A 22,074-nucleotide genomic window follows, 5' to 3' on the forward strand; every position below is an offset into this window, starting at 1 on the left:
ACTCCCTTTCACATGACCTGGCTTGTATTACTGATTACTGTAGTCGTGACGACCGGCCTGGTATACGGCCACCTTTGGATCATCCGCAATCGTAAAACGAACCCTGCACTGTATCGCAACCGCGGGCCGGTATATTTTCTGGTGTGGGTGATCTTGCAGATCGGTGATATAATAGGCTAGTTTTCCATCAGATAATTCCCCGACTTTTTCGAAAAGGATCCCGCCTCCGGAAAGATCAGAACACTGACCGGAAACCCGTGGTATACCACGGTATGGTTTGGATCCAGCCAAATACATTGCACGGTATCTCCTTTGACAGATTCGACGGTCATTAACTTGTCTTCCGACGGCAGTTGTACAACATCACCAATCTTAAAATTCAGCATCCGATTCATATACTTTTGCATTCGTTTTAGGGTATAAAAAATAGGCGTCGGCGTCTCCGGCACCTGGCAATGGCTGTGTCTTGTATGGTTATTACCGAAGTTTACCAGCCATTGTCGATAATTATCCGCGACAACTACTATGCCGCGTATCGATCGGATTGCTGATCAGCTTGTTGCGTGAAGGGTAATTTTTGATACCATGCGGAATCCGAAGGGGATATTCAGATTCCGTGTGGTGAGTGGTGGGTTATTTGGCCAGGAACGTATCGATCATCATCACCACAAAGTCGGGCATTTTGCTGTTCTTGTCGGGGGCGCAGACCTCGCCGATATAGTCGCCGTGGCCTCCCGGCAGAATAGCCAGCTCGGCGTGTGGCAAGGTGCGCGACAGGAGCAGGGCATGTTCGGCCCTTACCACGTCGGTATCGCCGTTGATGACGAGGGCCGGCGCCTGGATAGCTTTGATGAGGTCGTCGCCGATATCCTGGAAATGGATCATGCGGCGGGCGTCGCGGTCAAACATCTTTTGCAGTCCCTGCGGGTCGGAATTAACTTTCCGGTATGCTTCCTTTAACGGGGCCGGCATGTGTTCGAGCGTTGCGTGCTGCATGCCTTCAAAAAAGCCTGCCGGCATACCGTCGCGCCGGTAGAGCGCCGAGGCTAATACCAGCTTGTTGACCTGCTTCGGGTGCCGGATGGCGACTTGCAGGGCAGTAGTCCCGCCGTTACTGAATCCCAGGATATCGGCCTTTTGAAGGTGCAGGTGTTGTAAGAGTGCCGCTACGTCGTCGGCATCCTGCTCGAAACTGAAAGGCCGGTCGATATCGGCGGTGTGGCCGTGGGCCTGAAGCTCTACGGCAATGACCTGGTGCGTCCTGGCCAGGGCCGGCAGAACACGGGCGAAGTTGGACTCTATGGTAGAGCCACCACCGTGGAGCAATACTAAAGGCTTGCCGGTGCCGTGGATCTCGTAATACAGTTTCAATCCGTTTACAGTGGCATAGTGGCCGGACGTGTTTTGCTGGGCGTACAAAGTGTTATGGGTCATGATGATAAGTAAAAGTACAAGAGAAATTTTGGCGTGCATATAGTTTTTTTGGATGTAACAAATTTAGGGTGAATTATCCTGGAGCAGGCTCCGCTCACACGCCAATCTGGCGGGTAGATTGCGTCAGTAGGGTGTTTGACTCCGTAAACACACCTTAGCGACAGTAGATTCTGGCGGCAGCGAGCTCGCCAGCGTAGTGTGCCTTGTATTTTCTGAAAATATTATCCTGGAGTGGTTGTAAAACACGTTATCATTTTTTAGTTTCGTTCGGCCCATCTATTTGCTGCCGAGAATATCAGTAGCGCATAGGTGGGCTTTTATATTTGTCTGCTCTGGTTCCTGGATCATTCATCGTCCGGAAGAGGTTTTTAGTTTATTGTTATTGCGGGTGACCTTATCGGACAAGCTTGAAATTACATAGCCTTGCACCATTTTAATACTTGCCTTTCATGACAGGATCCATTGCGTTAGACGTCGTTATCGGGTTGGTTTTCATTTACCTGCTGTATAGTCTTTTTGCCACGATTGTGTGTGAGATTGTCGCCGTGCACCTGGGGCTCCGGGAGCGGAACCTAAAGCAAGCAATCCGCAGAATGCTGGAAGACTTTCCCGAAACATCCGAAAACAAGTTTGTGGCATTTTGGAAGCATATAAAAAGAACGGTTTCTGAATTGTTTGACAACTACATGGGGCCGGCGACGTGCGTATTTTATCATCTACCCCTTATCAAGTACTTCGCACGGAATACCCTGCAGAGTAAGCCGGCTTATATTACAAGCCAGAATTTTTCCAAGGCGATCCTTGAAATATTCCGCCAGTATGGCGGGAGTGATGAGTTGAGTGACATCGAGAAAATTCAAAATGTTTTAAAAGGCAATGTACAGCATACAAAGGAGCTCGCGTCTTTGAAAGATATTATCAAGACCAATCCGGATACGAAAGAGCCCTACCAGCCAAGCGAGGAACGAGATTATAACGCGATCTACAAATCGCTAAAAGAACGTGCAGAGTCGATTGATGTTAACCATTCCGATCTGGATGCGGCACAGCGGATCGTCCTCCGGAGAATTTTGCAACTGTTGAAGGCCGCCAGGAAGCATCCGGAGAAAAAAGCAGTGATATACAGAGCGGACGAAATGCTTAATCTATTTGGCCGCGAAACACGAACGCATCTGACTTCATTGCTGAGAGATTCGAACAATGACCTGTTTAAATTCAGGTTGCAACTTGAGCAATGGTTCGAAGACACGATGAACCGCGCGTCGGGATGGTATAAGCAAAGGATACAGTTTACGTTGCTCATTATCGGCTTGATCATTGCGATCGGCTTCAATGCCGATACCCTGGCAATCGTTGGTAAATTATCGGTGAATAAAGACCTACGCGACAAAATGGTGGAAAACGCATCGCGTACGGTCAATGATCCCAGGACAAAGCAGCTCATCGAATCTATTAGAAAAGGCAGAGCAGACAGCGCTACTGCTCAAAAGGCGAATGACGAAGCAAAGATGGATTCACTGGACGCAGTTCGACGCGAGATACAACGACAGCTTGACGATGCCAATTCGCTACTCGGGTCTGGCTGGATTACCCTTCCGGAAAGCCTCACCCTGATGCCCTGGACGAAAGAACTTGAGGCCAGGATGAAAGAATTAAAGGAAAAGAAGCTTACCGACTATGCAATACTCTACGCTATAGATTCAGTGTATGGTGAAAGAAGACTTCACACCTCGGACAAAAAGATCTTGGAGTTTCCGAGCGGTGCAACGCCCAGCATACTATGCTGCCTGAAAACTTCAAAAGTGGATGGCCGCATGGTATATACGGGTATCAGTAATGATGGAACAAAAATAGACGTGAATGACACTTTCGGCGGATATTGCTTGTATATACTTAGCAATATTTTTTCCGTTGCGTTCTGGGGCTACTTGCTGACGGCAATAGCGATTTCGCTCGGCGCGCCATTTTGGTTTGATTTGTTGAGTAAGTTGATTCAGGTCAGGGGGGCTGTAAAAACGCCGACGCATACAACGGCGGCCAGCTCCACGCCTGAAGATATGGGGCTGTCCCATCCGGCCCATCCGTTAAATCGAAAAGGATAATCGGGTATGAAACTGCTTGTTAAAGACTATTTGAATGTGCGCGTAGGAGCTCCCAACGTCAATGCACCCAGTTACCAATATCTGGCCCCAGGGAGTGAAATTGAAGTGGATGGACGTTTGTACGACGGCGGTGAATTTGAAAATATCGCTACCTGGTATAGAGACGCTGCCAACAATTACTACTGGAGCGGAGGTTTTGCAAATACCAAGCCGATAATACCCAGGGAGTTTGACCCCGCGAAAATGAGCTGGGGGCATGAGCGTTATAATTTGCCCTTTATTTGGAGTAAGTTAAAGACCATGGGCGAAGGAATCACTGTGGCCGTTATCGATACGGGAATTGATATTCTTCACCAGGATCTGGCGACAAAGCTTCATCGTCTCTCGAAAAGTTTCGTCAGCGACGCCAAGGATATTAAGGATATCGATGGTCATGGCACAAACATGGCGGGAATAATTGGCGCGAGCGGGAGAAATAAAGTATTCGGCGTGGCGCCTGGCGTCGAGTTACTGATCCTTCGGGCCTCGGAACATCAGCGTGGCGCCAATGTAAAACTATTTGCCAAAGCGCTGGATCACGCGGCCGGTATAGACGCAGTGGACATTATTTCAGTAAGCACGACTCTGCCCGACGATCCGGACCTGAAGACTGCGGTCGACAAATGTCATGCAAACGGAAAAACAGTGGTCGCTGCCATCGGGAACAACCGGGATATCAACCTTCCCATGGGGCCGGATGTTGACACCTTTCCCGCATGTTATGAGAAAGTACTTGCGGTCGGAGCATTTGATCTGTCGGGACACCTTGTTTCGTACTCAAACTGGAACCGGCAGCTTGATTTTCTGGCACCGGGTGCATCTGTGCTGACTGCGGCGCTGAACGATGGTAGGAATCAGGAAAATGGTACCAGTATGGCCACCGCGTTTACAGCCGGTTGTCTTGCGTTGATGTTTGCTTATGCAAAGGGAAAAACCACGCGGGATAAGTGTATTGAAGCTATTCTGTCAACATGCGATGATATCGGTCCGACGCTCGGGCCGGATATTCGAACCGGAAGGGGTTTGCTCAATTTACGAAATGCAATTACCAAGCTATAAAGGAGAATAAGTATTATGAAAAGAATCCTACTCGTTAACATGCTTTTTTTCATGTTGTCTGCTAACGCACAGATCGCATTCCGGGATGCTAAAACCGTCCGTGAGCGTTGTGTGACCGTTACGCATCCAAATTTTGCGTTTAAGAACGATAATGCGTCCGTTGACATTCTTGCGGGACTCCTTAAAAATTACCTGCCATTAGCGCATCGGAATAATCCCGCACTTACCACGGGTCAGGTACTGGGAGCGTTCACTGCCAACCCTTTCTTTGGAGCGGAGATTAGTCCATTGATAGCCGGGGGCGCAGGTGGTAATGCGGTGAACATGATCACATCCAGCGTTAATAAAATTGGTGGACTCAATGTTACTACTGTCGCGGACGGCATTGCCCGGTTCCTGGTGGAACGGACAAAGGCGGAGCTGGATGTATATTTTTTTGAACGATTCAAAGAATTTCTTGAGAACACCACCTATGGAAACGATCTAAAGGTGCTTTTTCCTAATACACACTCGGTAATGCTGGTGGTTGGTAGTGAAATTTACAACTATCAAATGTATCTCCAGTCGTTACGAGAGGCTTTTGCGCACGACCTGTCAGCGCTTCTCGTCAATACAAATCGCTGGATAAATCAAAATCCTCCAGGCTCTGTTGTGACGATCATTCAGGGATCTGCTTTGTATCCTTACCTTCAACTGGCGCTTCAATTGGCGGTTGATATTCAAAATGGCAAGCATCCCGGCGATATATTGAACGACTTTGCGGGAAGAGCCTATAACAACGCTGTCTGGGGTGAATTTGGTCCAATAGTAAAGGTTGCCAATTTGGTTTCTCAATCACTCCGATCCGACGATCCAAACCGCTACTGGATTTCAGAACAGGACTTTGGTGAATTTAACGATATCACGTTTGCCCGGCTTTACTTCGGTTTGCTTTATGAAAAAGCCCGGGAACTTAATGTTTCCATCAACGGCACACCGTTGACGAATATACTTGCCAGCGTAGCGGCACACCTCAACGGAGGTGTACAGTTCGTGGGCGAGCTTAAGCCTTTGCTTGTTCAGGGTGATAAGATCATTTCGGAGATCAGGGGGCAAAGCGAGCGCGGTATTGCCGAGAACTACGTCCTGCTCGGAAGCACGATCTTAGACGTCTCCGAGGTGACCAACAGGCTTCTTCTGACCACCGCCGGAGCAACGTTATTTCCGGCGGCAGTTGTAGACAACGCGCAATTCTTTTTTACCCATACGGCAAATTTACTTGCTGATGTACGAACCAGAAGCTACAGCGCCGGCGTGATCGAGCTTTCCCTGATCCTGCAGAAAATATCGGTAGACCCGAATCTTGTAAATGGTGTGATCAAATACGGGACCTTTATGGCCGGTGTGGCCGTGGCGAAGACTTCGGAAGAAGTTAAACAAGCTATCGAGGTAGTGGCGCTCCCACCGGGTAGTTATCGCGTAAAACGCGAGTCGCGCGCTAATATTTCACTAAATGCGTATATGGGCTTTTACGGAGGGAACGAGCATATGCCGCAATCTGAAAACAAGGATAGTTTCTCGGCCGGTTTGTTTGCTCCTGTCGGTTTTGCATTCAGCAGAGGCGCCATGAAGAATAACGAAAAGAAAGGCGGAAAGTCTATCAGCATTTTCGCCTCGGTGATAGACGTGGGTACGCTGGCGGCGTTCAGGTTTAAGGATGACAATACAACTGTTTCGTCTGAAATACAGCTCGAGGATATTGTTGCTCCGGGTTTATTCTTTGTTTATGGATTGGGCAAAAGTCCGATATCGATTGGAGCAGGTGTGCAGATGGGCCCGGCGTTGCGTGATGTCAACCCGAACGGGGTGGCGGACATCCATAAAGACTATTATGTCCGGGCGGGTGGCTTCATTGCCGTGGATATACCCGTTTTCAATTTGTACAACCGGAAGGACAAAAAAACCAAATAAAGGTCGGTAAGGTAAAAAAACGGTCAGCGGGGTATAAGAAAAAAGCGCCAGGTTAGTTGACCTGGCGCTGATATTATGTTATCGAATATCGATCGGGATCTCCATCTGCTGCTTCGAACTGTTGATACCATATACATATGCCCGCCCACGATACTTGGCAAAGAACTCGCTGACTTCCTCAGGGTCTTTTACACGTTGGCGGTTCAACGCCACGATCGTAAAATTCTCGGGTATACCGATGCGTTTCAACACACTGTTGTCTTTCATCTTGAATACTTTCACGCCGTAACGTGTGGACTCGAGCTGTGCGCCGAGCGACCCATCGCTCAGGATCTTGCGTTTAATGATCTCTGTGCTGCCGTTCTGATTGACCAGCGTGAGCGTAGCGGTATTGACCTTGTTGCTGCGCAGGTATGTAATGGTGATCTTGTCGCCGGGGTTGTGGTAGCTTAGCTCTTCTTCGAACTCGCTCTGGGTATTGATGTTGATGGTGTCTATGCGGGTAATGATATCGCCCAGCTTCAGGCCGGCTTTGATTGCCGGGCCTTCGCGGTCGAGCTGCTCGACCAGCACGCCGTTGAATGCTTTTACATTGGTGGCCAGGTCGTACTTCCTGGCATTTTCGTAGTTATACTCCACTACGCTGGTACCCAGGAAAGCTTTTTGAGGTGCGCCGTATTTTACCAGGTCGTTGAACACCTTCTTGGCAATGTCGATGGGAATGGCAAAGGCATAGCCTGTGTAAGAGCCTGTGCGGGAGAGAATAGCCGAGTTGATGCCTACCAGCTCGCCGGCTTTGTTCACCAGCGCACCGCCGGAGTTGCCGGGGTTGATGGCGGCATCGGTTTGAATAAATGATTCGATGGGGAACTTGTCTTCCAGGATGCCGATGCGGCGGCCCTTGGCGCTGACGATCCCCGCCGTTACTGTAGACGAGAGTGTAAACGGATTCCCCACGGCAATGACCCATTCGCCCACCTGTACGCTCTTGGAGCTACCCAACGCGGCGGCAGGCAGGTCGTTGCCTTCGGGTTGGATCTTGATCACGGCGAGGTCGGTAGAGGGGTCGGTGCCGATGAGCTCTGCCGGATAGGTGCGTTTGTTATAGTTCACTTCAATGCGCTCTGCTGTCTCCACCACGTGGTTGTTAGTGATGATATAGCCGTCGGCTGTAAAGATCACCCCCGAGCCGCTGCTGACCTGGGTGCGGTTGCTGCTGCCCTGGTTAAAGAACCAGTCCCAGTATGAATAGGAGGCACCTTGTGAGATGCTGTTGATGTATACAACACTCTGGGTGGCTTTGGCCGCGGCAAAGCTGAAGTCGACGTTGGGTACGGCGACCGTTGGGGTGGCCGAGGAGGAGGAGTGATAGGTGAGCGGCGCGTCATAGCCTACGGCGGTGGTAAACGGCGTTTCGGCCTCGCGGGCAGCCAGGTCGGGCTTTACCACCAGGGCATAAAAAGCATACGAGCCGCCAAATCCGGCCAGGAAAGCTACGATGACAATTTTCAGGACGTTCTTCATAGAAATCAATATCGGTTTTGTCGTTTGGTACTGATGGAACGGGTGTGTAAAAAGTTCAGTGTGTGTCGGCAAAAATACGCATTGTTGATGCGCTTTGGCCAATTTTCTTAGTTTTGCACATTATGGGAATTCGTTCGTTCTTCGCCCGGCCGATTGCCGCCTACATTGCCCGTCAGACTAAGAAATGGTCGCTTGCACCGGTTGCTTCTCAGCAAAAAGTATTCCGGTATCTGATCGGCGAAGCCAGGCACACGGCCTTTGGCAGAGACCACGGCTTTGATACTATTCATACATACGAGGACTTTAAGAAACAAGTTCCCCTACGCGACTACGAGGCCCTGCGGCCCTACATCGAGCGGGTTGTGCACGGCGAGCCGGACGTACTCTGGAAGGGCAAGCCTGCTTATTTTGCCAAGACCTCGGGCACGACCTCGGGCATCAAGTATATTCCCATCACCAAAGCGTCGCTTCCCAACCATTTCAACAGCGCGCGCAATGCCGTGCTGAGCTACGTGCACGAGACGGGTAATGCGTCGTTTCTCGATGGGGGGCTGATCTTCCTGTCGGGCAGTCCCGAGCTGGAAGAAAAAGCGGGTATCAAGACCGGTCGGCTGTCCGGCATCTCCAACCACCAGGTGCCCGCCTACCTGCGCGGCAACCAAAAGCCCAGCTATGAAACCAATTGTATCGAAGACTGGGAGGAAAAGCTCGACAAGATCGTAGACGAAACTTTACGGGCCGACATGCGCCTGATCTCGGGCATTCCGCCGTGGGCGCAGATGTACTTTGACCGCATCCAGGCCCGCACGGGTAAGAAGGTAAAGGATGTATTCCCCAACTTTTCGGTATTTGTGTACGGCGGTGTAAACTTCGAGCCTTACCGCGCCAAGCTGTTCGAGGCGATCGGCAAGCGAGTGGATTCAATTGAAACATACCCTGCGTCGGAAGGATTTATAGCCTACCAGGATTCGCAGACAACGCCCGGCCTGCTGCTGTTGCTGGATACGGGCATCTTTTTTGAGTTCGTGCCGGTAGAAGAATACTTCGCGGAGAAGCCTGCGCGGCTGAGCATAGGCGAGGTAGAGCTTGGCAAGAACTATGCTCTGATCATCAACAACAACGCCGGTTTGTGGGGCTACTCCATCGGCGATACCGTGAAGTTTGTATCGAAAGATCCGTACCGTATCGTTGTCACGGGGCGCATTAAACATTTTATCTCAGCCTTTGGCGAGCACGTCATCGGTGAAGAAGTGGAACGGGCCATGAAATATGCGCTGGAAAAATTTCCCGAAGCAGCCATTGTAGAATTTACTGTAGCCCCGCAGGTGACGCCGGCTACGGGCCTGCCGCACCACGAGTGGCTGGTAGAGTTTGCGCAACTTCCGCATGACCCGGAGGCTTTTGCGCAAACGCTCGACGACGAGCTGCGCAAGCTCAACGTGTACTACGACGACCTGATCACCGGAAACATCCTGCGTACACTTATCGTCACCCCGCTGCAGCGCAGCGCCTTCATCGAATACATGAAGTCGTTGGGAAAACTGGGAGGGCAAAACAAGGTGCCGCGCCTGTCGAACGACCGCGCCATTGCCGACGTATTAGGGGGAAAGTTTGCCGTTCGGTCATAAGCAAACTTATGCGTATTTTTGCAGAACGTACCGGCATGTGCCTGGTCGTTTGGATCATCAATTCTATCGCAGTTGAGTAACAAAAAGAACATTGCCATCCTCGGCTCGACCGGCTCTATCGGTACACAGGCCTTAGATGTAATTGCGGCAAATCCCGATGCTTTTCAGGTGGAAGTGCTCACGGCGCAAAACAACGCCGCGCTTCTGATCGAGCAAGCCCGGCGCTTTAAGCCCAATGCAGTCGTTATCACTAACGAAGACCATTACGAGCTCGTGCGCCAGGCCCTGGCCACCGAAGACGTGAAGGTCTACACCGGCGAAAAGGCCCTGGCAGACATTGTGCAGATGGAAACCATCGACCTGGTCATAACCGCGCTGGTGGGCTATTCCGGCTTGCGCCCCACGCTGCGCGCCATCGAGGCCGGTAAAACCATTGCCCTGGCCAACAAAGAAACGCTGGTCGTGGCGGGCGACCTGGTCACGCGCCTCGCACGGGAGAAGGGCGTGAGCATTTACCCGGTAGATTCCGAGCATTCCGCTATTTTCCAGTGCATCGTGGGTGAATTCCACAACAAGATCGAAAAGATCATCCTAACGGCTTCCGGTGGTCCTTTTCGGGGCCAGCAGCGGCCGCAGCTTGCTGCTGTTACCAAGGCACAAGCGCTGAAACACCCCAACTGGTCCATGGGTGCGAAAGTCACGATCGACTCGGCATCGCTCATGAACAAGGGCCTGGAAGTGATCGAGGCAAAGTGGTTGTTCGGACTGAATCCGGCGCAGGTAGAGGTGGTGGTGCATCCGCAATCCATCATTCACTCGTTCGTACAGTTTGAGGACGGTTCGCTCAAGGCGCAGCTGGGGCTGCCCGACATGCGTTTGCCGATCCAGTTTGCGATGACGTACCCGCATCGTTTGAAAAGCGACTTTCCACGTTTTGATTTCTCGCAATACCCGGCTTTGACATTCGAAAAGCCTGATACAGAAACTTTTCGTAATCTTGCATTGGCATTTGAGGCCCTGCACCGCGGGGGCAATATGCCGTGTGTGTTGAATGCGGCGAATGAAGTGGCAGTGGCCGGTTTTTTGCGAGAACAAGTGGGTTTTCTGGAAATGTCGGACATTGTCGAACAATGTTTGGCAAAAATGGATTATATAGGAAATCCCTCGTACGAAGATTACGTTACAACGGATAAAGAGACGCGTCTCCGTGCGCAGGAATTGCTACGATAAAAGACCCACACGCACACTGTAATAAATTGAAAAAGAAAAGACTAACGGATTAAAAGATAACGAATGGATTGGATGATCATGTTAGCTCAGTTACTGCTGAGCTTATCGTTTTTGGTGGCCGTGCACGAAATGGGCCACTTGTTAGCGGCCAAGTATTTTGGAATGCGCGTAGAACAGTTTTCGATCGGCTTTCCGCCGAAGATATGGTCCTTTCAAAAGGGTGAAACAGAGTACGCCATCAGCGCTATACCGCTGGGCGGTTATGTAAAGATCTCGGGTATGATCGACGAATCGCTCGATACCGAGACGATGAAGCAAGAACCGCAGCCGTGGGAGTTCCGCTCCAAGCCGGCGTGGCAGCGCCTGATCGTGATGCTCGGCGGCATCATTGTGAACCTGGTCGTGGGCGTATTGATCTTTATCTCGTTGACCTTTGCCTTTGGCGATATCTATATGCTGAAAGACGTGGTCAATAAGAATGGCGGTTTTGATGTAGGCGAAGTAGGCGAGGGGATCGGCTTGCGCACGGGCGACAAGATCGTTAAGATCAACGGCAAGGATTTCTTGTATACCGAAGACATCACCAAGCCCCAGACGCTGCTGAGCACCGACGGTTATTACACCGTGGAGCGCGACGGCAAGCTGGTGGATATTCCCATTCCCGGCAACTTCATCGAGAAGTTCAACAAGAAAGAAAACGCCATGAATTTCCTGCGGTACCGCGTGCCGCCGGTGGTAGGTGAAGTTACCAAAGAGTCTATTGCCGAAAAGACTGGCTTGAAGCCCGGCGATGTGTTCACTGAAGTGAACGGCACACCGGTGGCGTACTTTGACCAGGTATATAAGATCGTACAGGCCAGCAAAAAGAACAACGCTGATTCTATCTCCTTTAAAATTTCACGTGCCGGCACCGCGCTTGCGTTTAAAGAGGCCTTTAAAGGCAAAGAAGGCATTGGCTTCCGCGCCATGGAGCCGAAGGACTACCTGGCCGAGGGCCGCGTAGCCATGAAATACGGCTTTGCAGAGTCTATTCCGCTGGGCGCTACCCGGGCCGTAGAAACGCTGAAGACACAGGTAACGGCGTTTGGCCGCGTGATCAGCGGTAAACTTTCTCCGAAAGAATCCTTGTCCGGCCCGATCGGCATCATGCGTGCATACGGTGCAGAGTGGGACTGGCAGCGCTTCTGGTCGCTGACCGGCGTGCTGTCGCTCGTGCTGGCCTTCATGAACCTGTTGCCGATCCCGGCGCTCGACGGTGGCCACGTTATGTTCCTCACGTACGAGATCGTTTCACGTCGCAAGCCTTCGGATAAGTTCCTGGAGAATGCACAGAAGGTAGGCATGGTATTCCTGCTGGCCCTGATGGTGTTCATTTTTGCCAACGACATTGTGAAGCTGGTAACGAACGCATAACAAAAAGATGTACACGCTGCAATGCCCCCCGATTAACATCGGGGGGCATTGTTGTTTTACTCCGGTTTGTGGATCTGGAATTCGACGCGGCGGTTCAGCTTGCGATCGTCTTCTGTCTTCTCTTCGACGATGGGTTTGGAGCTGCCGTAGCCGTGGGCCTCGATGCGTTCGGCCGCAATGCTGAATTTGTAGATCAGGTAGGCCTTGATGGCGTCGGCGCGTGCCTGCGACAGCTTGAGGTTGGCGATCTCGTTACCCTGCGAGTCGGTATGCCCCGCGATGCTCAGCTTGAGCGTAGGGTGATCGATCATGAAGTTGGCCAGCTTGGTCAGGTCGGGATGCATCGTTTCCAGTATATCGGCCTTGCCGTTCTCAAATTCGAGTGACTGGAACGCGATCTTGCTCTCGATCGGCTCGGTCTCGAGGTTGATCTCGCGGTCGCCGTCCATAAAGAAGATCTGTTCGATGCGGAAGAAATCATCGCCCTGAATGATGAGCAGGTAATTCCGTTTATTGATCAGGTTGAAGTCGAACGAGCCGTCGTCGCGCAGGAACTTCGGAGCTACCTCCACGCCTTTGTCCAGGTCGATGACCGACACAATGCCGCGGAAAGGTTTTTTCGTTTCGGAGTTGATCAGCTTACCCTTGAGGCGTGCCACGGCGTCGGGCTGTGCTTCCATCGGCACGGGAAAGGAGTATAGATCGAGGTTGTTCAGGTCGTTCTCAACGGACTTGGCATAGTATAGATTTTGCGATTCGGAGTCGATCGTAAAGTAATATTCACTGCCGCCGCCGTTCACCAGCGGGCCGATGTTCTTTGGCTCACCCCACGTGGTACCTTCACGGTATGCCTTGTAAATATCGAAATCGCCGAAGTTCAGCGGCTGTCCGTTGGAGCTGAAGTACAGTACATTGCGTGTATGGTGAAAGAACGGGCTTACCTCAAACGCCCGGGTATTGACGACCGGTCCGAGGTTCCGCGCCTTTTGCCAGCGACCGTCTACGTCGCGTACGGAAAAGTAAATGTCCGAGAAACCAAAGCCGCCAATGCGGTCGGAAGAAAAGTAGAGCGTATCGCCCGAGTGGGAGAGCGAAGGCTGTGAGTCCCACGACGCGCTGTTGATGTTCGGGCCCAGGTTCCGTGCCTGTCCCCAGGTGCTGTCGGGTTGCAGATCAGACACAAAGATGTCGCAGTTGCCGTACGAGTCGGGCGAGTTGCAGCGGGCAAAGTATAAATGCCGTCCGTCGCGGCTCAGGCTGGCGGACCCTTCGTTATAGGGTGTGTTGATCGTCTTGAGCTCTTCGGAAAAGTCCCACAGCGAGTCTTTCTTGATGGTATAAAACAAGTCTTCGTTGTAGGTCTTTTGCAGCGGCGTGATCTTCGAGTTACGCTTCGAGGTAAAAAGCAGCACGTTGTCTACGTTGCCGATCGTGGGGCCGTAGTCTTCCTTCTCCGAATTTACGCCGTAGCCCATGTTGAGCAGCACACCTTGTGGCGGGCGCAATGTGTCGATCTCCTTGCGGAAGGCGACCAGGTCATAATATTGCTTGAGGGGCACATACAGGTCGGCCTGGTTGCGCGTGAGCGTGTCGAACTCCCGGCGCACCTGTTTTTCGTCGATGCTCTGTTTGTGGTGTTTCAGGACAAGCTTGTAGAGTAGTACGGACTCGCCGGGTCGGCCGAGCTTTTCGGAGAGCTTGGCCAGGTCCCAGATGAGCTGTGTCTCGATGCCGAAGTTTTCGATGCCGAAATTGCGTACATAGGCTTTCAGCTCGGTGTATTGTTGCTCGTAGTCGCCGGAGGCGGCGAGCGCTTTTATTTTGCCCAGTTTTGCTGCATCTTTATAAAAGCGGACCACATTTACGTTTGGAAAAACGAAAATGTCAGATTGGCTGTAGCTTGTCAGGCTATCATTGAGCTGAACAACTCCCCCCTTTTTGTACTTCGTTTTAGGCTTTTGAGCCAGGAGCGGAGCGTGTACCAACAGCCAAAAGGCCGCAATCAAGGTCAAAAAGTAGGTTTTCACAGAACCTGCGTTTGGTAAAAAGCACGCCAATCGGATAAAGTTGACACTATTTTGCTTCTTTTACAACTCTCTTGGCACTACTATTGTCCTTTAGGCGCACGTAGCAACAACATAACGAAGCGCACGCAGGCCGTGCCAGTTTGACATCTTTTGACAAAGGCAATGTTTAAAGCAAATCCCATACAACTCGTTCAGGAAGATTCAGATGATCTCATTCAGCTGATCAACCCCGAGCAAGATTCCGATATTAAGCCGGAAGACCTTCCGGAAGAGCTCTCGATCCTCCCCATCAAAAATACAGTACTGTTCCCCGGCGTTGTGATCCCCATCACGGTAGGCCGCCAGAAATCCATTAAGCTGGTAAAAAAGGCCTATCAGGGAAATCGGATCATTGGCGTCGTGGCGCAGAAGAACTCGCAGGCCGAAGAGCCTGTGATCGATGATCTTTACCGCACGGGCACCGTAGCCCGCATCATCAAAATGCTGGTGCTACCCGACGGTAATACCACTATCATTATCCAGGGTAAGAACCGGTTTACGGTCAAGGAATTTGTTCAGGAAGAACCGTATCTCACGGCCCGCATCTCACTCCAGTCAGAGCCGGTGCTCAATGCGAACAACAAAGAGTCCAAGGCGCTGGTGCAATCGCTGAAAGACGCGGCCACCAAGATCCTGAAGCTGAACCCGGAAATACCCCAGGAGGCCCAGGTCGCGCTCGACAACATTTCGAGCATGTCGTTCCTGGTGCACTTCCTGTCGTCTAATCTCAATGCCGAAGTAAGCGACAAACAGAAGATCCTCGAGACGCAGAACATCACCGACCGGGGCACCCTGTTGTTGCAGTATATGCTGAAAGATGTACAGATGCTGGAGATCAAGCACGAGATCCAGAAGAAAGTCCATACCGACATCGACCAGCAGCAACGCGACTACTTCCTGCGTCAGCAGATCAAAGTGCTGCAAGACGAGCTGGGGTATGACGGCCCCGATAAAGAAGTGGAGAAGTTCCGTCGCCGCGCCGACACCAAGCATTGGACCAAGCAAGCGGCCGAGCACTTCAATAAAGAGCTGGACAAGCTGTTGCGCATAAACCCCATGGCGGCCGAATACCCGGTAGCGATGAACTACGTCGAGTTTATGCTCGACCTGCCCTGGGCAGAATATACCGAAGACGACTTCGACCTGAAGCGTGCCCGCAAGGTGCTGGACCACGACCACTTTGGCCTGGAAAAGGTAAAGAACCGGATCCTGGAATACCTGGCTGTGCTCAAGCTCAAGCAAGATATGAAGGGACCGATCTTGTGTTTGTACGGCCCGCCCGGTGTCGGCAAAACGTCGCTCGGCCGCTCTATAGCCAAAGCGTTGCAGCGTAAATATGTACGCATGTCGCTGGGCGGTGTGCACGACGAAGCCGAGATCCGTGGCCACCGTAAGACCTACGTGGGCGCCATGCCCGGCAAGATCCTGCAGCACATCAAGAAATCGCAGTCGTCAAATCCCGTCTTTGTACTCGACGAGATCGATAAAGTAAAAGCGGACTTTCGCGGCGACCCTTCGTCAGCATTGCTGGAAGTGCTCGACCCCGAGCAGAACAGCACCTTTGGCGACAACTACCTGGAAGTAGATTACGACCTCTCGAAAGTGCTCTTTATCGCAACGGCCAACTCGCTCGATACCATTCACCCCGCGCTGCGCGACCGGATGGAAATCATCGAGATCACGGGCTATACACAAGAGGAGAAAGTAGAGATCGCCGTGAAGCACCTCATCCCCAAACAGCTGAAAGAACACGGTCTGCGGGCGAGCGATGTGAAGTTCTCGAAAGACGCCATCAACAAGACCATCAACAGCTATACCCGCGAGTCGGGCGTGCGCAATCTGGAGCGCAAGATCGGCACCCTGGTGCGGCACATTGCCAAGTCGGTGGCAATGGAAGAGGAGTATGACAAAGTGATCGGCGAGGAGACTGTGCGCAAAGTATTAGGGGCCGAGGTCTTCGATGAGGAGCTATACCAGGGCAACGACATTGCCGGCGTGGTGACGGGACTTGCCTGGACACAGGTAGGCGGCGAAATACTCTTTGTGGAGTCCAGCCTGAGCCGGGGCAAAGGTGCGTTGACCATCTCGGGGCAGCTGGGCGATGTCATGAAAGAGTCGGCGGTGGCCGCACTGTCTTATTTGAAATCCAACGCCGAGGCGCTGCAGATAGACTACCGGTTATTCCAGCAATACGACCTGCACATACACGTGCCGGCCGGTGCCGTGCCCAAAGACGGGCCGTCGGCCGGGATCACCATGTTCACGTCGCTGGCCTCGATCTATACCCAGCGCAAAGTTAAAGCCAAGTTGGCCATGACCGGCGAGATCACCCTGCGGGGCAAGGTATTGCCGGTAGGGGGCATCAAGGAGAAGATCCTGGCGGCCAAACGCAGCGGCATCAAAGAGATTGTGCTGAGCGCGAAGAACCGGCGCGACATCGACGAGATCGAAAAGCACTACCTCAAAGGCCTGACGTTCCATTATGTCGAAAATGTGGAAGAAGTGCTTAAGATCGCGCTGCTCAAAGACCGGATCACGGTGCCCATGAAGTTCGTCTTAACCGACCAGAAAGCGACGGCCTGAGCAGAATAGCAGGCGCCGGCCGTGATATGATAACATTTTTGCGATATTAGCAGGCAAAGCTTCCGGCGTGGCGAGACGATCGTACTTCCTTTTCTTCCTTTTCTGTACTGTGTCGTCGTATGCGCAGCCCGGCGGAAAACGCTCTTTTGAGTTTCTTCAGATCCCTGCCAGCGCCCGCCAGGCCGCGCTCGGGGGCGTAAACGTGTCACTGGCCGACCAGGACGTAAACTTTTTTTTTGCCAGTCCGGCCCTGGTCTCCGACACCCTGGCCGGCATGGCTTCGGCCTCGTACCAGTTCTATGTGGCCGACGTGGGGCAGGCGGCGTTTGCCTATGCCCATACCTTTCGCGGCATCGGCATCCTGGCGTTTGGCGTGCAACACCTGCGCTATGGCACCATTCAGAGCTACGATCCTTCGGGCAGCCCGCTGGGCGATTATAAGTCCGGCGAAACGGCCTGGGTGGTGAGCAAAAGCCACCAGGTGGGCCATTTTCGTGTCGGGGCCAACCTGAAGCTGGTCTTTTCCAACCTGGCCGGCTATCGCGCCAGCGCGCTGATGGTAGACCTGGCCGGTGTATTTATCCATCCCCAGCAAGACCTGCGCGTGGGCCTGGCGATCCGCAACCTGGGCACGACTTTATCCGAATACACCGACACGGGCGACACCTCGCTGCCGTTTGATGTACAGGTAGGTGCGACCTTTAAACCCGAACACATGCCCCTGCGTTTTTCGCTTACGGCCTATGCACTGACCGGCAAAGACGTGACGTATTACGACCCCGCGAGTGGCGACGACGAGCCCGGTACGTTGGACAAGGTGCTGCGACGGGTTAACTTTGGAGCCGAGATCCTTTTTCACCGCAACGTAAACCTGCTGCTGGGCTACAACTACCGGCAACACCAGGAGCTGAAGCTCGAAGAGGGTGGGGGTGGTGCCGGTATCTCGCTGGGCTTTTCGGCCCGGATCAAAGCTTTTGAATTTGTTTTCAGCCGGAGTGGTTATGTGGCCGGAAACGGCGGCTATACACTCACGCTGTCATCGAACGTGGAACGAATGTTGAAGAGACGATAAATTATGATGGAAAAGAAATATCTGACGCCCCAGCAAATCGTAGAGGAGCTCGACAAGTATATCATCGGGCAATACGAAGCAAAACGCAATGTCGCCATCGCGCTGCGTAACCGCTGGCGTCGTATGAATACCCGCTCGGACATACAGGGCGAGATCGTGCCCAATAACATACTCATGATCGGCGCCACCGGGGTGGGTAAGACGGAGATCGCCCGTCGCCTGGCCAAGATCGCCGATGCTCCTTTCGTAAAAGTAGAAGCCTCGAAATTCACCGAAGTGGGCTATGTAGGCCGCGATGTAGAGAGCATGGTGCGCGACCTGGTCGAGCAGTCCGTGAACATGGTACGCGCCCGCAAGAAAGAGGAGGTAAAAGAAAAAGCCGCGCAGGCGGTAGAGGACGCTATACTGGATGCATTGATCCCGCCGCTGCGCTCGGGTGCCGCAACCCATCGTGCAGCCGGGTTCGGCAACAGCGGCGACAGTAACAACGAGACGCCTACCAGCGACGCCGAGCTCAACGAGCGTACACGCAATCATTTTCGGGAGAAGATTCGTAACGGTGAGCTGGAAGACCGCAAGATCGAGATCGACATAAAGGGCAGTGGCGGGCAGGGGGTCGGCATGATCGGCGCCGGTATGATGGACGAGGTGTCGATGATGAACCTGCAGGAGATGATCAACGGCATGATGCCGAAGAAAAGCAAGAAGCGCAAGGTGACCGTAGCCGAAGCGCGCAAGCTGCTGCTGGAAGAAGAGGCCGCCAAGCTTATCGACATGGACGAAGTGAAAGACGAGGCGATCCGCCGGGCCGAAGACGCGGGCATCATCTTCATAGACGAGATCGACAAGATCGCGTCGGGTTCGCGCAAGGGCGGCGGGAGTGGCCCCGATGTGAGCCGCGAGGGCGTGCAGCGCGACCTGCTGCCGATCGTCGAAGGCAGCACCGTCAACACCAAGCACGGCATGATCAAAACAGACCATGTACTGTTCATTGCCGCCGGGGCGTTTCACATCTCCAAACCTTCCGACCTGATACCCGAGCTGCAAGGCCGGTTCCCCATACGCGTGGAGCTGAACAACCTCACGCGCGAAGACTTTGTACAGATCCTGAAAGAGCCGCGCAACGCCCTGACCAAACAATACCAGGCGCTGTTCGAGGCAGAAGAAGTCATTGTCGAGTTTACCGACGATGCCATCGAAGAGATTGCCGAAACGGCATTTGTCATCAACGCCGAAGTCGAGAATATCGGAGCCCGTCGCCTGCATACCGTCATGAGCCGACTGCTCAACGAGTTCCTGTTCGACGTGCCGGATAAGATCGGTCCCAATGCCCGTATTGCCATCAACGCTGCCATGGTGCGCGAGAAGCTGGCCGGCCTGGTGAAGAACAAAGACCTGAGCGAATTTATCCTTTAATGAAGAATCTCTTCCGGACACTGCTGCTGGCCGTGCTTGCACTGCCGGCATGGGCGCAGGACGACGTCACGATACAGCCCGCCGGGCAAGGCAGCTACGACTCTGTGCGGTCACAGTACATCCAGTCTTTTCCCGACCACTTCTTTTTGTGGCCCGTGTTGAAGCAGCGCCGGCTGGACTTCGAGATGGGCAGCCTGTCCAACAAGGACTATACCTTGAAGTATCGCTCCAACAAACCCTATGCTTTCGGTCTGGGGATGTATATCTTCGAACTGGGTGTGGAGCTGGCCTTTTCCGTTCCATTCGACGAGCAGAACAAACGCATCTACGGGGAGTCGGACGCCAGCGACCTGCAGCTGAACATCATCGGCAAGAAATGGGGCATCGACGCTTTTGTGCAGAAGTACCGCGGGTTTTACATCGAAGACCCGAACATGGATATTCCCAGCAACACCCCATACCCGCAGCGCAGCGATATCACCACGCGCAACACCGGGATAAGCGTTAACTATACTTTTAACAACAAGAAGTTCTCGTTCCGGTCGGCCTATAACTTTGCCGACCGTCAGCTGCGCAGTGCGGGCTCGTTCCTGCTGGTGGCCTCGCTCAGCAGCTTTCAGGCTTCGGGCGACTCGGCCATTTTGGGAAGCGCGTATGCAGCGGAGTTTAAAGACGACGCCAAGATCAAGCGCATGCAGGTCACCACGTTGGGCGTTGCTCCCGGCTATACCTATAGCATAATCTATAAGGGATTCTTTCTGAACGGTACGCTGGCCATCGGCCCGGCGCACAACTGGCTGGGCTCTACGTTGGAAGGGGGGAAGGACCGTAACGACATCCGGTTCAATCTCTATGTCACGGCGCGGATCGGCATCGGCTACAACGGCGATCGCTTCTTTGGCGGCATGGGCTTTAACAGTCAGAACCGTTCGGCCAAGTTTGACGATGTACAGCTGGTCAGCACCAGCGGTACATTTAAAATACTGGTGGGTTATCGCTTCCGCGAGTTCGGTATTTTGAAGAAACGTATTTCAGACCTGCCCCGGGAGCTGGCCCGGTAGTGCACTAGTCTTCGCGGCTTTTGGGATAATCAAAGAAGAGCATTTTGCCTTTGCCCCATTTTGCATCCTTCCACGACCCGATGTCGAGCTGGAAGGCCACGACACCGCACGTGGGTATGTTGTCGATATCAAACTCGTCGTCCTGGAAGGAATTGACAAACTCGGTCAGGCCGGGGTTGTGGCCGAAGAGCATTACGACGCTGTGTTTGTCTTTCAGGTTTTGAACGGTCTTGAGGATCTCTTCTTCGGCGGCGTGGTACAGCTTGGTTTCTTTCTTGATCTTTTCTTTGGGAAAGGCGAGTGCCTTGGCCACGCGTTTGGCGGTAGACCGCGCCCGTTTGGCGGGGCTTGTCACCATCAGGTCAGGGTGAATATTCTTTTCAGACAGCCGTTTGCCCATGCGAGGGGCGTCGCGCTTGCCGCGGTCGTTCAGTGGCCGATCAAAGTCTTCCTGAGCCGGGTTGGCCCAGCTGCTTTTTGCATGGCGGATGATGTACAGAGTTTTCACGACTTAAATTTAGTGCCAAAAATCCTAATCCTAACCCTTATCTTCGCCCCTCATGGCAAGTCTTAAAATAATTCGCCGGAAGATCCGCTACGCGGTCGTTTATGGATTGGTCAGGTTCCTGATCTTTTTATCGAACCTGATGCCCCGGATCGCCTGGCTGCGGTTCTGCGGTTTTCTGGGTCGGTTGGCCTATCCGTTTGCAGGTCAGACACGTACACGCACCCTGCGTCACCTCACCCTGGCGTATGGCAAGGAAAAATCCGCTGCGGAGATCCGTGCACTGTCGCGGCGCACGTTTGAATATCTGGGAAAAAATGCCGGCGAGATGTTGCGGGCGACAGCTTCCCTGCACACCGCGGCCGACCTCGACAAGTTCCTGGTCGTGCATGGCTACGAGAACTTTGAACGCGCCCAGGCCAAAGGTAAGGGGGTGATCTTCCTGACCTGCCACATGGGTGCTTTCGACTTGCAGGTAACGGTCATGGCCCTGCGTGGCCTCAACCCCAACATTATCGGTACGCCGTTAAAGGACCCCCGCCTGAACGACCTGTTGTGGGACTATCGCAATAAGCACGGCGCCATCGCCATCGAGCGTGGGCGCGAAACGTTCCGCATGATCAAGGTATTGAAGTCGGGCGGATCGGTCGCCCTGCTGATCGACCAGGACACGCGTGTGAAAAGCCGGTTCGTGAATTTCTTTGGCATGCCCGCCGCGACACCGGTAGGGGCCACGGTCATGGCGCTGAAGACGGGCGCTTCCATCGTGCCCACCTATATCTACCTGGGCACGGACTGGAAACAGCACATGCATATATTGCCGGAGATCTCACTCAATGTCAGCGGCAACGACGAGGCGGACATGGTATACAATACGCAAATCCTGACAAACTTTATCGAACAGCAGGTGCGCAGCCACCCCGAGCAATGGGTGTGGATGCACGAACGCTGGAAGACGAAGCCGGGCGAAGAGATCGCCTAGCATTCACGGC

Annotated in this window: 16 protein-coding genes; 12 read left to right on the top strand and 4 right to left on the bottom strand. The window is 53.0% G+C overall.

Annotation, left to right across the window (positions count from 1 at the left end):
- Window positions 1-12: 12 nt before the first annotated feature.
- On the top strand, window positions 13-180 hold the full coding sequence (locus tag KK078_RS19300; RefSeq protein WP_254091949.1) for a hypothetical protein: 168 nt from the start codon (window positions 13-15) through the stop codon (window positions 178-180).
- 453 nt (window positions 181-633) lie between these two features.
- Here the strand turns inward: KK078_RS19300 and KK078_RS19305 are convergent, their stop codons facing one another.
- On the bottom strand, window positions 634-1,434 hold the full coding sequence (locus KK078_RS19305; RefSeq protein WP_254091950.1) for an alpha/beta fold hydrolase: 801 nt from the start codon (window positions 1,432-1,434) through the stop codon (window positions 634-636).
- A gap of 449 nt (window positions 1,435-1,883) precedes the next feature.
- On the opposite strand from KK078_RS19305, the gene KK078_RS19310 reads away from it, so the two are divergent.
- The 3 genes from KK078_RS19310 to KK078_RS19320 are packed head-to-tail and all read left to right on the top strand — an operon-like array spanning window position 1,884 to window position 6,584.
- Window positions 1,884-3,536 carry a hypothetical protein gene (locus KK078_RS19310; RefSeq protein ID WP_254091951.1) on the top strand — a complete coding sequence of 551 codons (1,653 nt, stop codon included), beginning with the start codon at window positions 1,884-1,886 and terminating at the stop codon, window positions 3,534-3,536.
- A gap of 6 nt (window positions 3,537-3,542) precedes the next feature.
- Complete coding sequence (locus KK078_RS19315) at window positions 3,543-4,634, top strand: S8 family peptidase (RefSeq protein WP_254091952.1); 1,092 nt, start codon at window positions 3,543-3,545, stop codon at window positions 4,632-4,634.
- Window positions 4,635-4,649: 15 nt separating this feature from the next.
- Window positions 4,650-6,584: a hypothetical protein gene (locus KK078_RS19320; RefSeq protein WP_254091953.1), complete on the top strand. Its 1,935-nt coding sequence runs from the start codon at window positions 4,650-4,652 to the stop codon at window positions 6,582-6,584.
- Window positions 6,585-6,662: 78 nt separating this feature from the next.
- Here KK078_RS19320 and KK078_RS19325 read toward each other — a convergent pair whose 3' ends face one another.
- Complete coding sequence (locus KK078_RS19325; protein WP_254091954.1) at window positions 6,663-8,108, bottom strand: S1C family serine protease; 1,446 nt, start codon at window positions 8,106-8,108, stop codon at window positions 6,663-6,665.
- A 122-nt stretch (window positions 8,109-8,230) separates the two neighbouring features.
- Here KK078_RS19325 and KK078_RS19330 point away from each other — a divergent pair, with 122 nt between their 5' ends.
- The 3 genes from KK078_RS19330 to rseP all read left to right on the top strand — a co-directional run bounded on the left by KK078_RS19330 (window position 8,231) and on the right by rseP (window position 12,379).
- Window positions 8,231-9,736: a GH3 auxin-responsive promoter family protein gene (locus KK078_RS19330; RefSeq protein WP_254091955.1), complete on the top strand. Its 1,506-nt coding sequence runs from the start codon at window positions 8,231-8,233 to the stop codon at window positions 9,734-9,736.
- Between the two features lie 72 nt (window positions 9,737-9,808).
- On the top strand, window positions 9,809-10,966 hold the full coding sequence (locus KK078_RS19335) for a 1-deoxy-D-xylulose-5-phosphate reductoisomerase (protein ID WP_254091956.1): 1,158 nt from the start codon (window positions 9,809-9,811) through the stop codon (window positions 10,964-10,966).
- A 72-nt stretch (window positions 10,967-11,038) separates the two neighbouring features.
- Window positions 11,039-12,379, top strand: coding sequence for an RIP metalloprotease RseP (gene rseP / locus KK078_RS19340; protein ID WP_317195964.1), 1,341 nt, complete (start codon window positions 11,039-11,041; stop codon window positions 12,377-12,379).
- 56 nt (window positions 12,380-12,435) lie between these two features.
- On the opposite strand, the gene KK078_RS19345 is transcribed toward rseP, so the two are convergent.
- Window positions 12,436-14,238, bottom strand: a complete 1,803-nt coding sequence (locus tag KK078_RS19345) for an OmpA family protein (protein WP_254091958.1) — start codon at window positions 14,236-14,238, stop codon at window positions 12,436-12,438.
- Between the two features lie 330 nt (window positions 14,239-14,568).
- On the opposite strand from KK078_RS19345, the gene lon reads away from it, so the two are divergent.
- The 4 genes from lon to KK078_RS19365 all read left to right on the top strand — a co-directional run bounded on the left by lon (window position 14,569) and on the right by KK078_RS19365 (window position 20,577).
- The gene (gene lon / locus KK078_RS19350) at window positions 14,569-17,028 is read left to right on the top strand and encodes an endopeptidase La (protein ID WP_254091959.1); all 2,460 of its coding nucleotides are present in this window, start codon (window positions 14,569-14,571) and stop codon (window positions 17,026-17,028) included.
- Window positions 17,029-17,095: 67 nt separating this feature from the next.
- Window positions 17,096-18,100, top strand: coding sequence for a type IX secretion system protein PorQ (gene porQ / locus KK078_RS19355; RefSeq protein WP_254091960.1), 1,005 nt, complete (start codon window positions 17,096-17,098; stop codon window positions 18,098-18,100).
- A 3-nt stretch (window positions 18,101-18,103) separates the two neighbouring features.
- Complete coding sequence (gene hslU / locus KK078_RS19360) at window positions 18,104-19,516, top strand: ATP-dependent protease ATPase subunit HslU (RefSeq protein WP_254091961.1); 1,413 nt, start codon at window positions 18,104-18,106, stop codon at window positions 19,514-19,516.
- Window positions 19,516-20,577 (top strand): DUF4421 family protein, encoded by a 1,062-nt coding sequence (locus KK078_RS19365; protein ID WP_254091962.1) that lies wholly within the window; start codon window positions 19,516-19,518, stop codon window positions 20,575-20,577. Before hslU ends, KK078_RS19365 begins: the two co-directional genes overlap by 1 nt.
- Before the next feature lie 4 nt (window positions 20,578-20,581).
- On the opposite strand, the gene KK078_RS19370 is transcribed toward KK078_RS19365, so the two are convergent.
- Window positions 20,582-21,085 (bottom strand): SixA phosphatase family protein, encoded by a 504-nt coding sequence (locus KK078_RS19370; protein ID WP_254091963.1) that lies wholly within the window; start codon window positions 21,083-21,085, stop codon window positions 20,582-20,584.
- A gap of 52 nt (window positions 21,086-21,137) precedes the next feature.
- Between KK078_RS19370 and KK078_RS19375 the strand changes: the two genes are divergently transcribed.
- Window positions 21,138-22,064 (top strand): lysophospholipid acyltransferase family protein, encoded by a 927-nt coding sequence (locus KK078_RS19375; protein ID WP_254091964.1) that lies wholly within the window; start codon window positions 21,138-21,140, stop codon window positions 22,062-22,064.
- Window positions 22,065-22,074 lie beyond the last annotated feature (10 nt).

It is taken from the genome of Dawidia soli (assembly GCF_018598185.1).
GTDB lineage: Bacteria > Bacteroidota > Bacteroidia > Cytophagales > Cyclobacteriaceae > Ohtaekwangia > Ohtaekwangia soli.

Bases quoted from the DNA above. Each gene is read 5' to 3' on its own strand.
- KK078_RS19305 (WP_254091950.1), bottom strand. From the start codon at position 1,434: ATGACCCATAACACTTTGTACGCCCAGCAAAACACGTCCGGCCACTAT.
- KK078_RS19310 (WP_254091951.1), top strand. From the start codon at position 1,884: ATGACAGGATCCATTGCGTTAGACGTCGTTATCGGGTTGGTTTTCATT.
- hslU (WP_254091961.1), top strand. From the start codon at position 18,104: ATGATGGAAAAGAAATATCTGACGCCCCAGCAAATCGTAGAGGAGCTC.
- KK078_RS19330 (WP_254091955.1), top strand. From the start codon at position 8,231: ATGGGAATTCGTTCGTTCTTCGCCCGGCCGATTGCCGCCTACATTGCC.
- KK078_RS19320 (WP_254091953.1), top strand. From the start codon at position 4,650: ATGAAAAGAATCCTACTCGTTAACATGCTTTTTTTCATGTTGTCTGCT.
- KK078_RS19375 (WP_254091964.1), top strand. From the start codon at position 21,138: ATGGCAAGTCTTAAAATAATTCGCCGGAAGATCCGCTACGCGGTCGTT.
- KK078_RS19300 (WP_254091949.1), top strand. From the start codon at position 13: ATGACCTGGCTTGTATTACTGATTACTGTAGTCGTGACGACCGGCCTG.
- lon (WP_254091959.1), top strand. From the start codon at position 14,569: ATGTTTAAAGCAAATCCCATACAACTCGTTCAGGAAGATTCAGATGAT.
- KK078_RS19315 (WP_254091952.1), top strand. From the start codon at position 3,543: ATGAAACTGCTTGTTAAAGACTATTTGAATGTGCGCGTAGGAGCTCCC.
- KK078_RS19365 (WP_254091962.1), top strand. From the start codon at position 19,516: ATGAAGAATCTCTTCCGGACACTGCTGCTGGCCGTGCTTGCACTGCCG.
- rseP (WP_317195964.1), top strand. From the start codon at position 11,039: ATGATCATGTTAGCTCAGTTACTGCTGAGCTTATCGTTTTTGGTGGCC.
- KK078_RS19325 (WP_254091954.1), bottom strand. From the start codon at position 8,108: ATGAAGAACGTCCTGAAAATTGTCATCGTAGCTTTCCTGGCCGGATTT.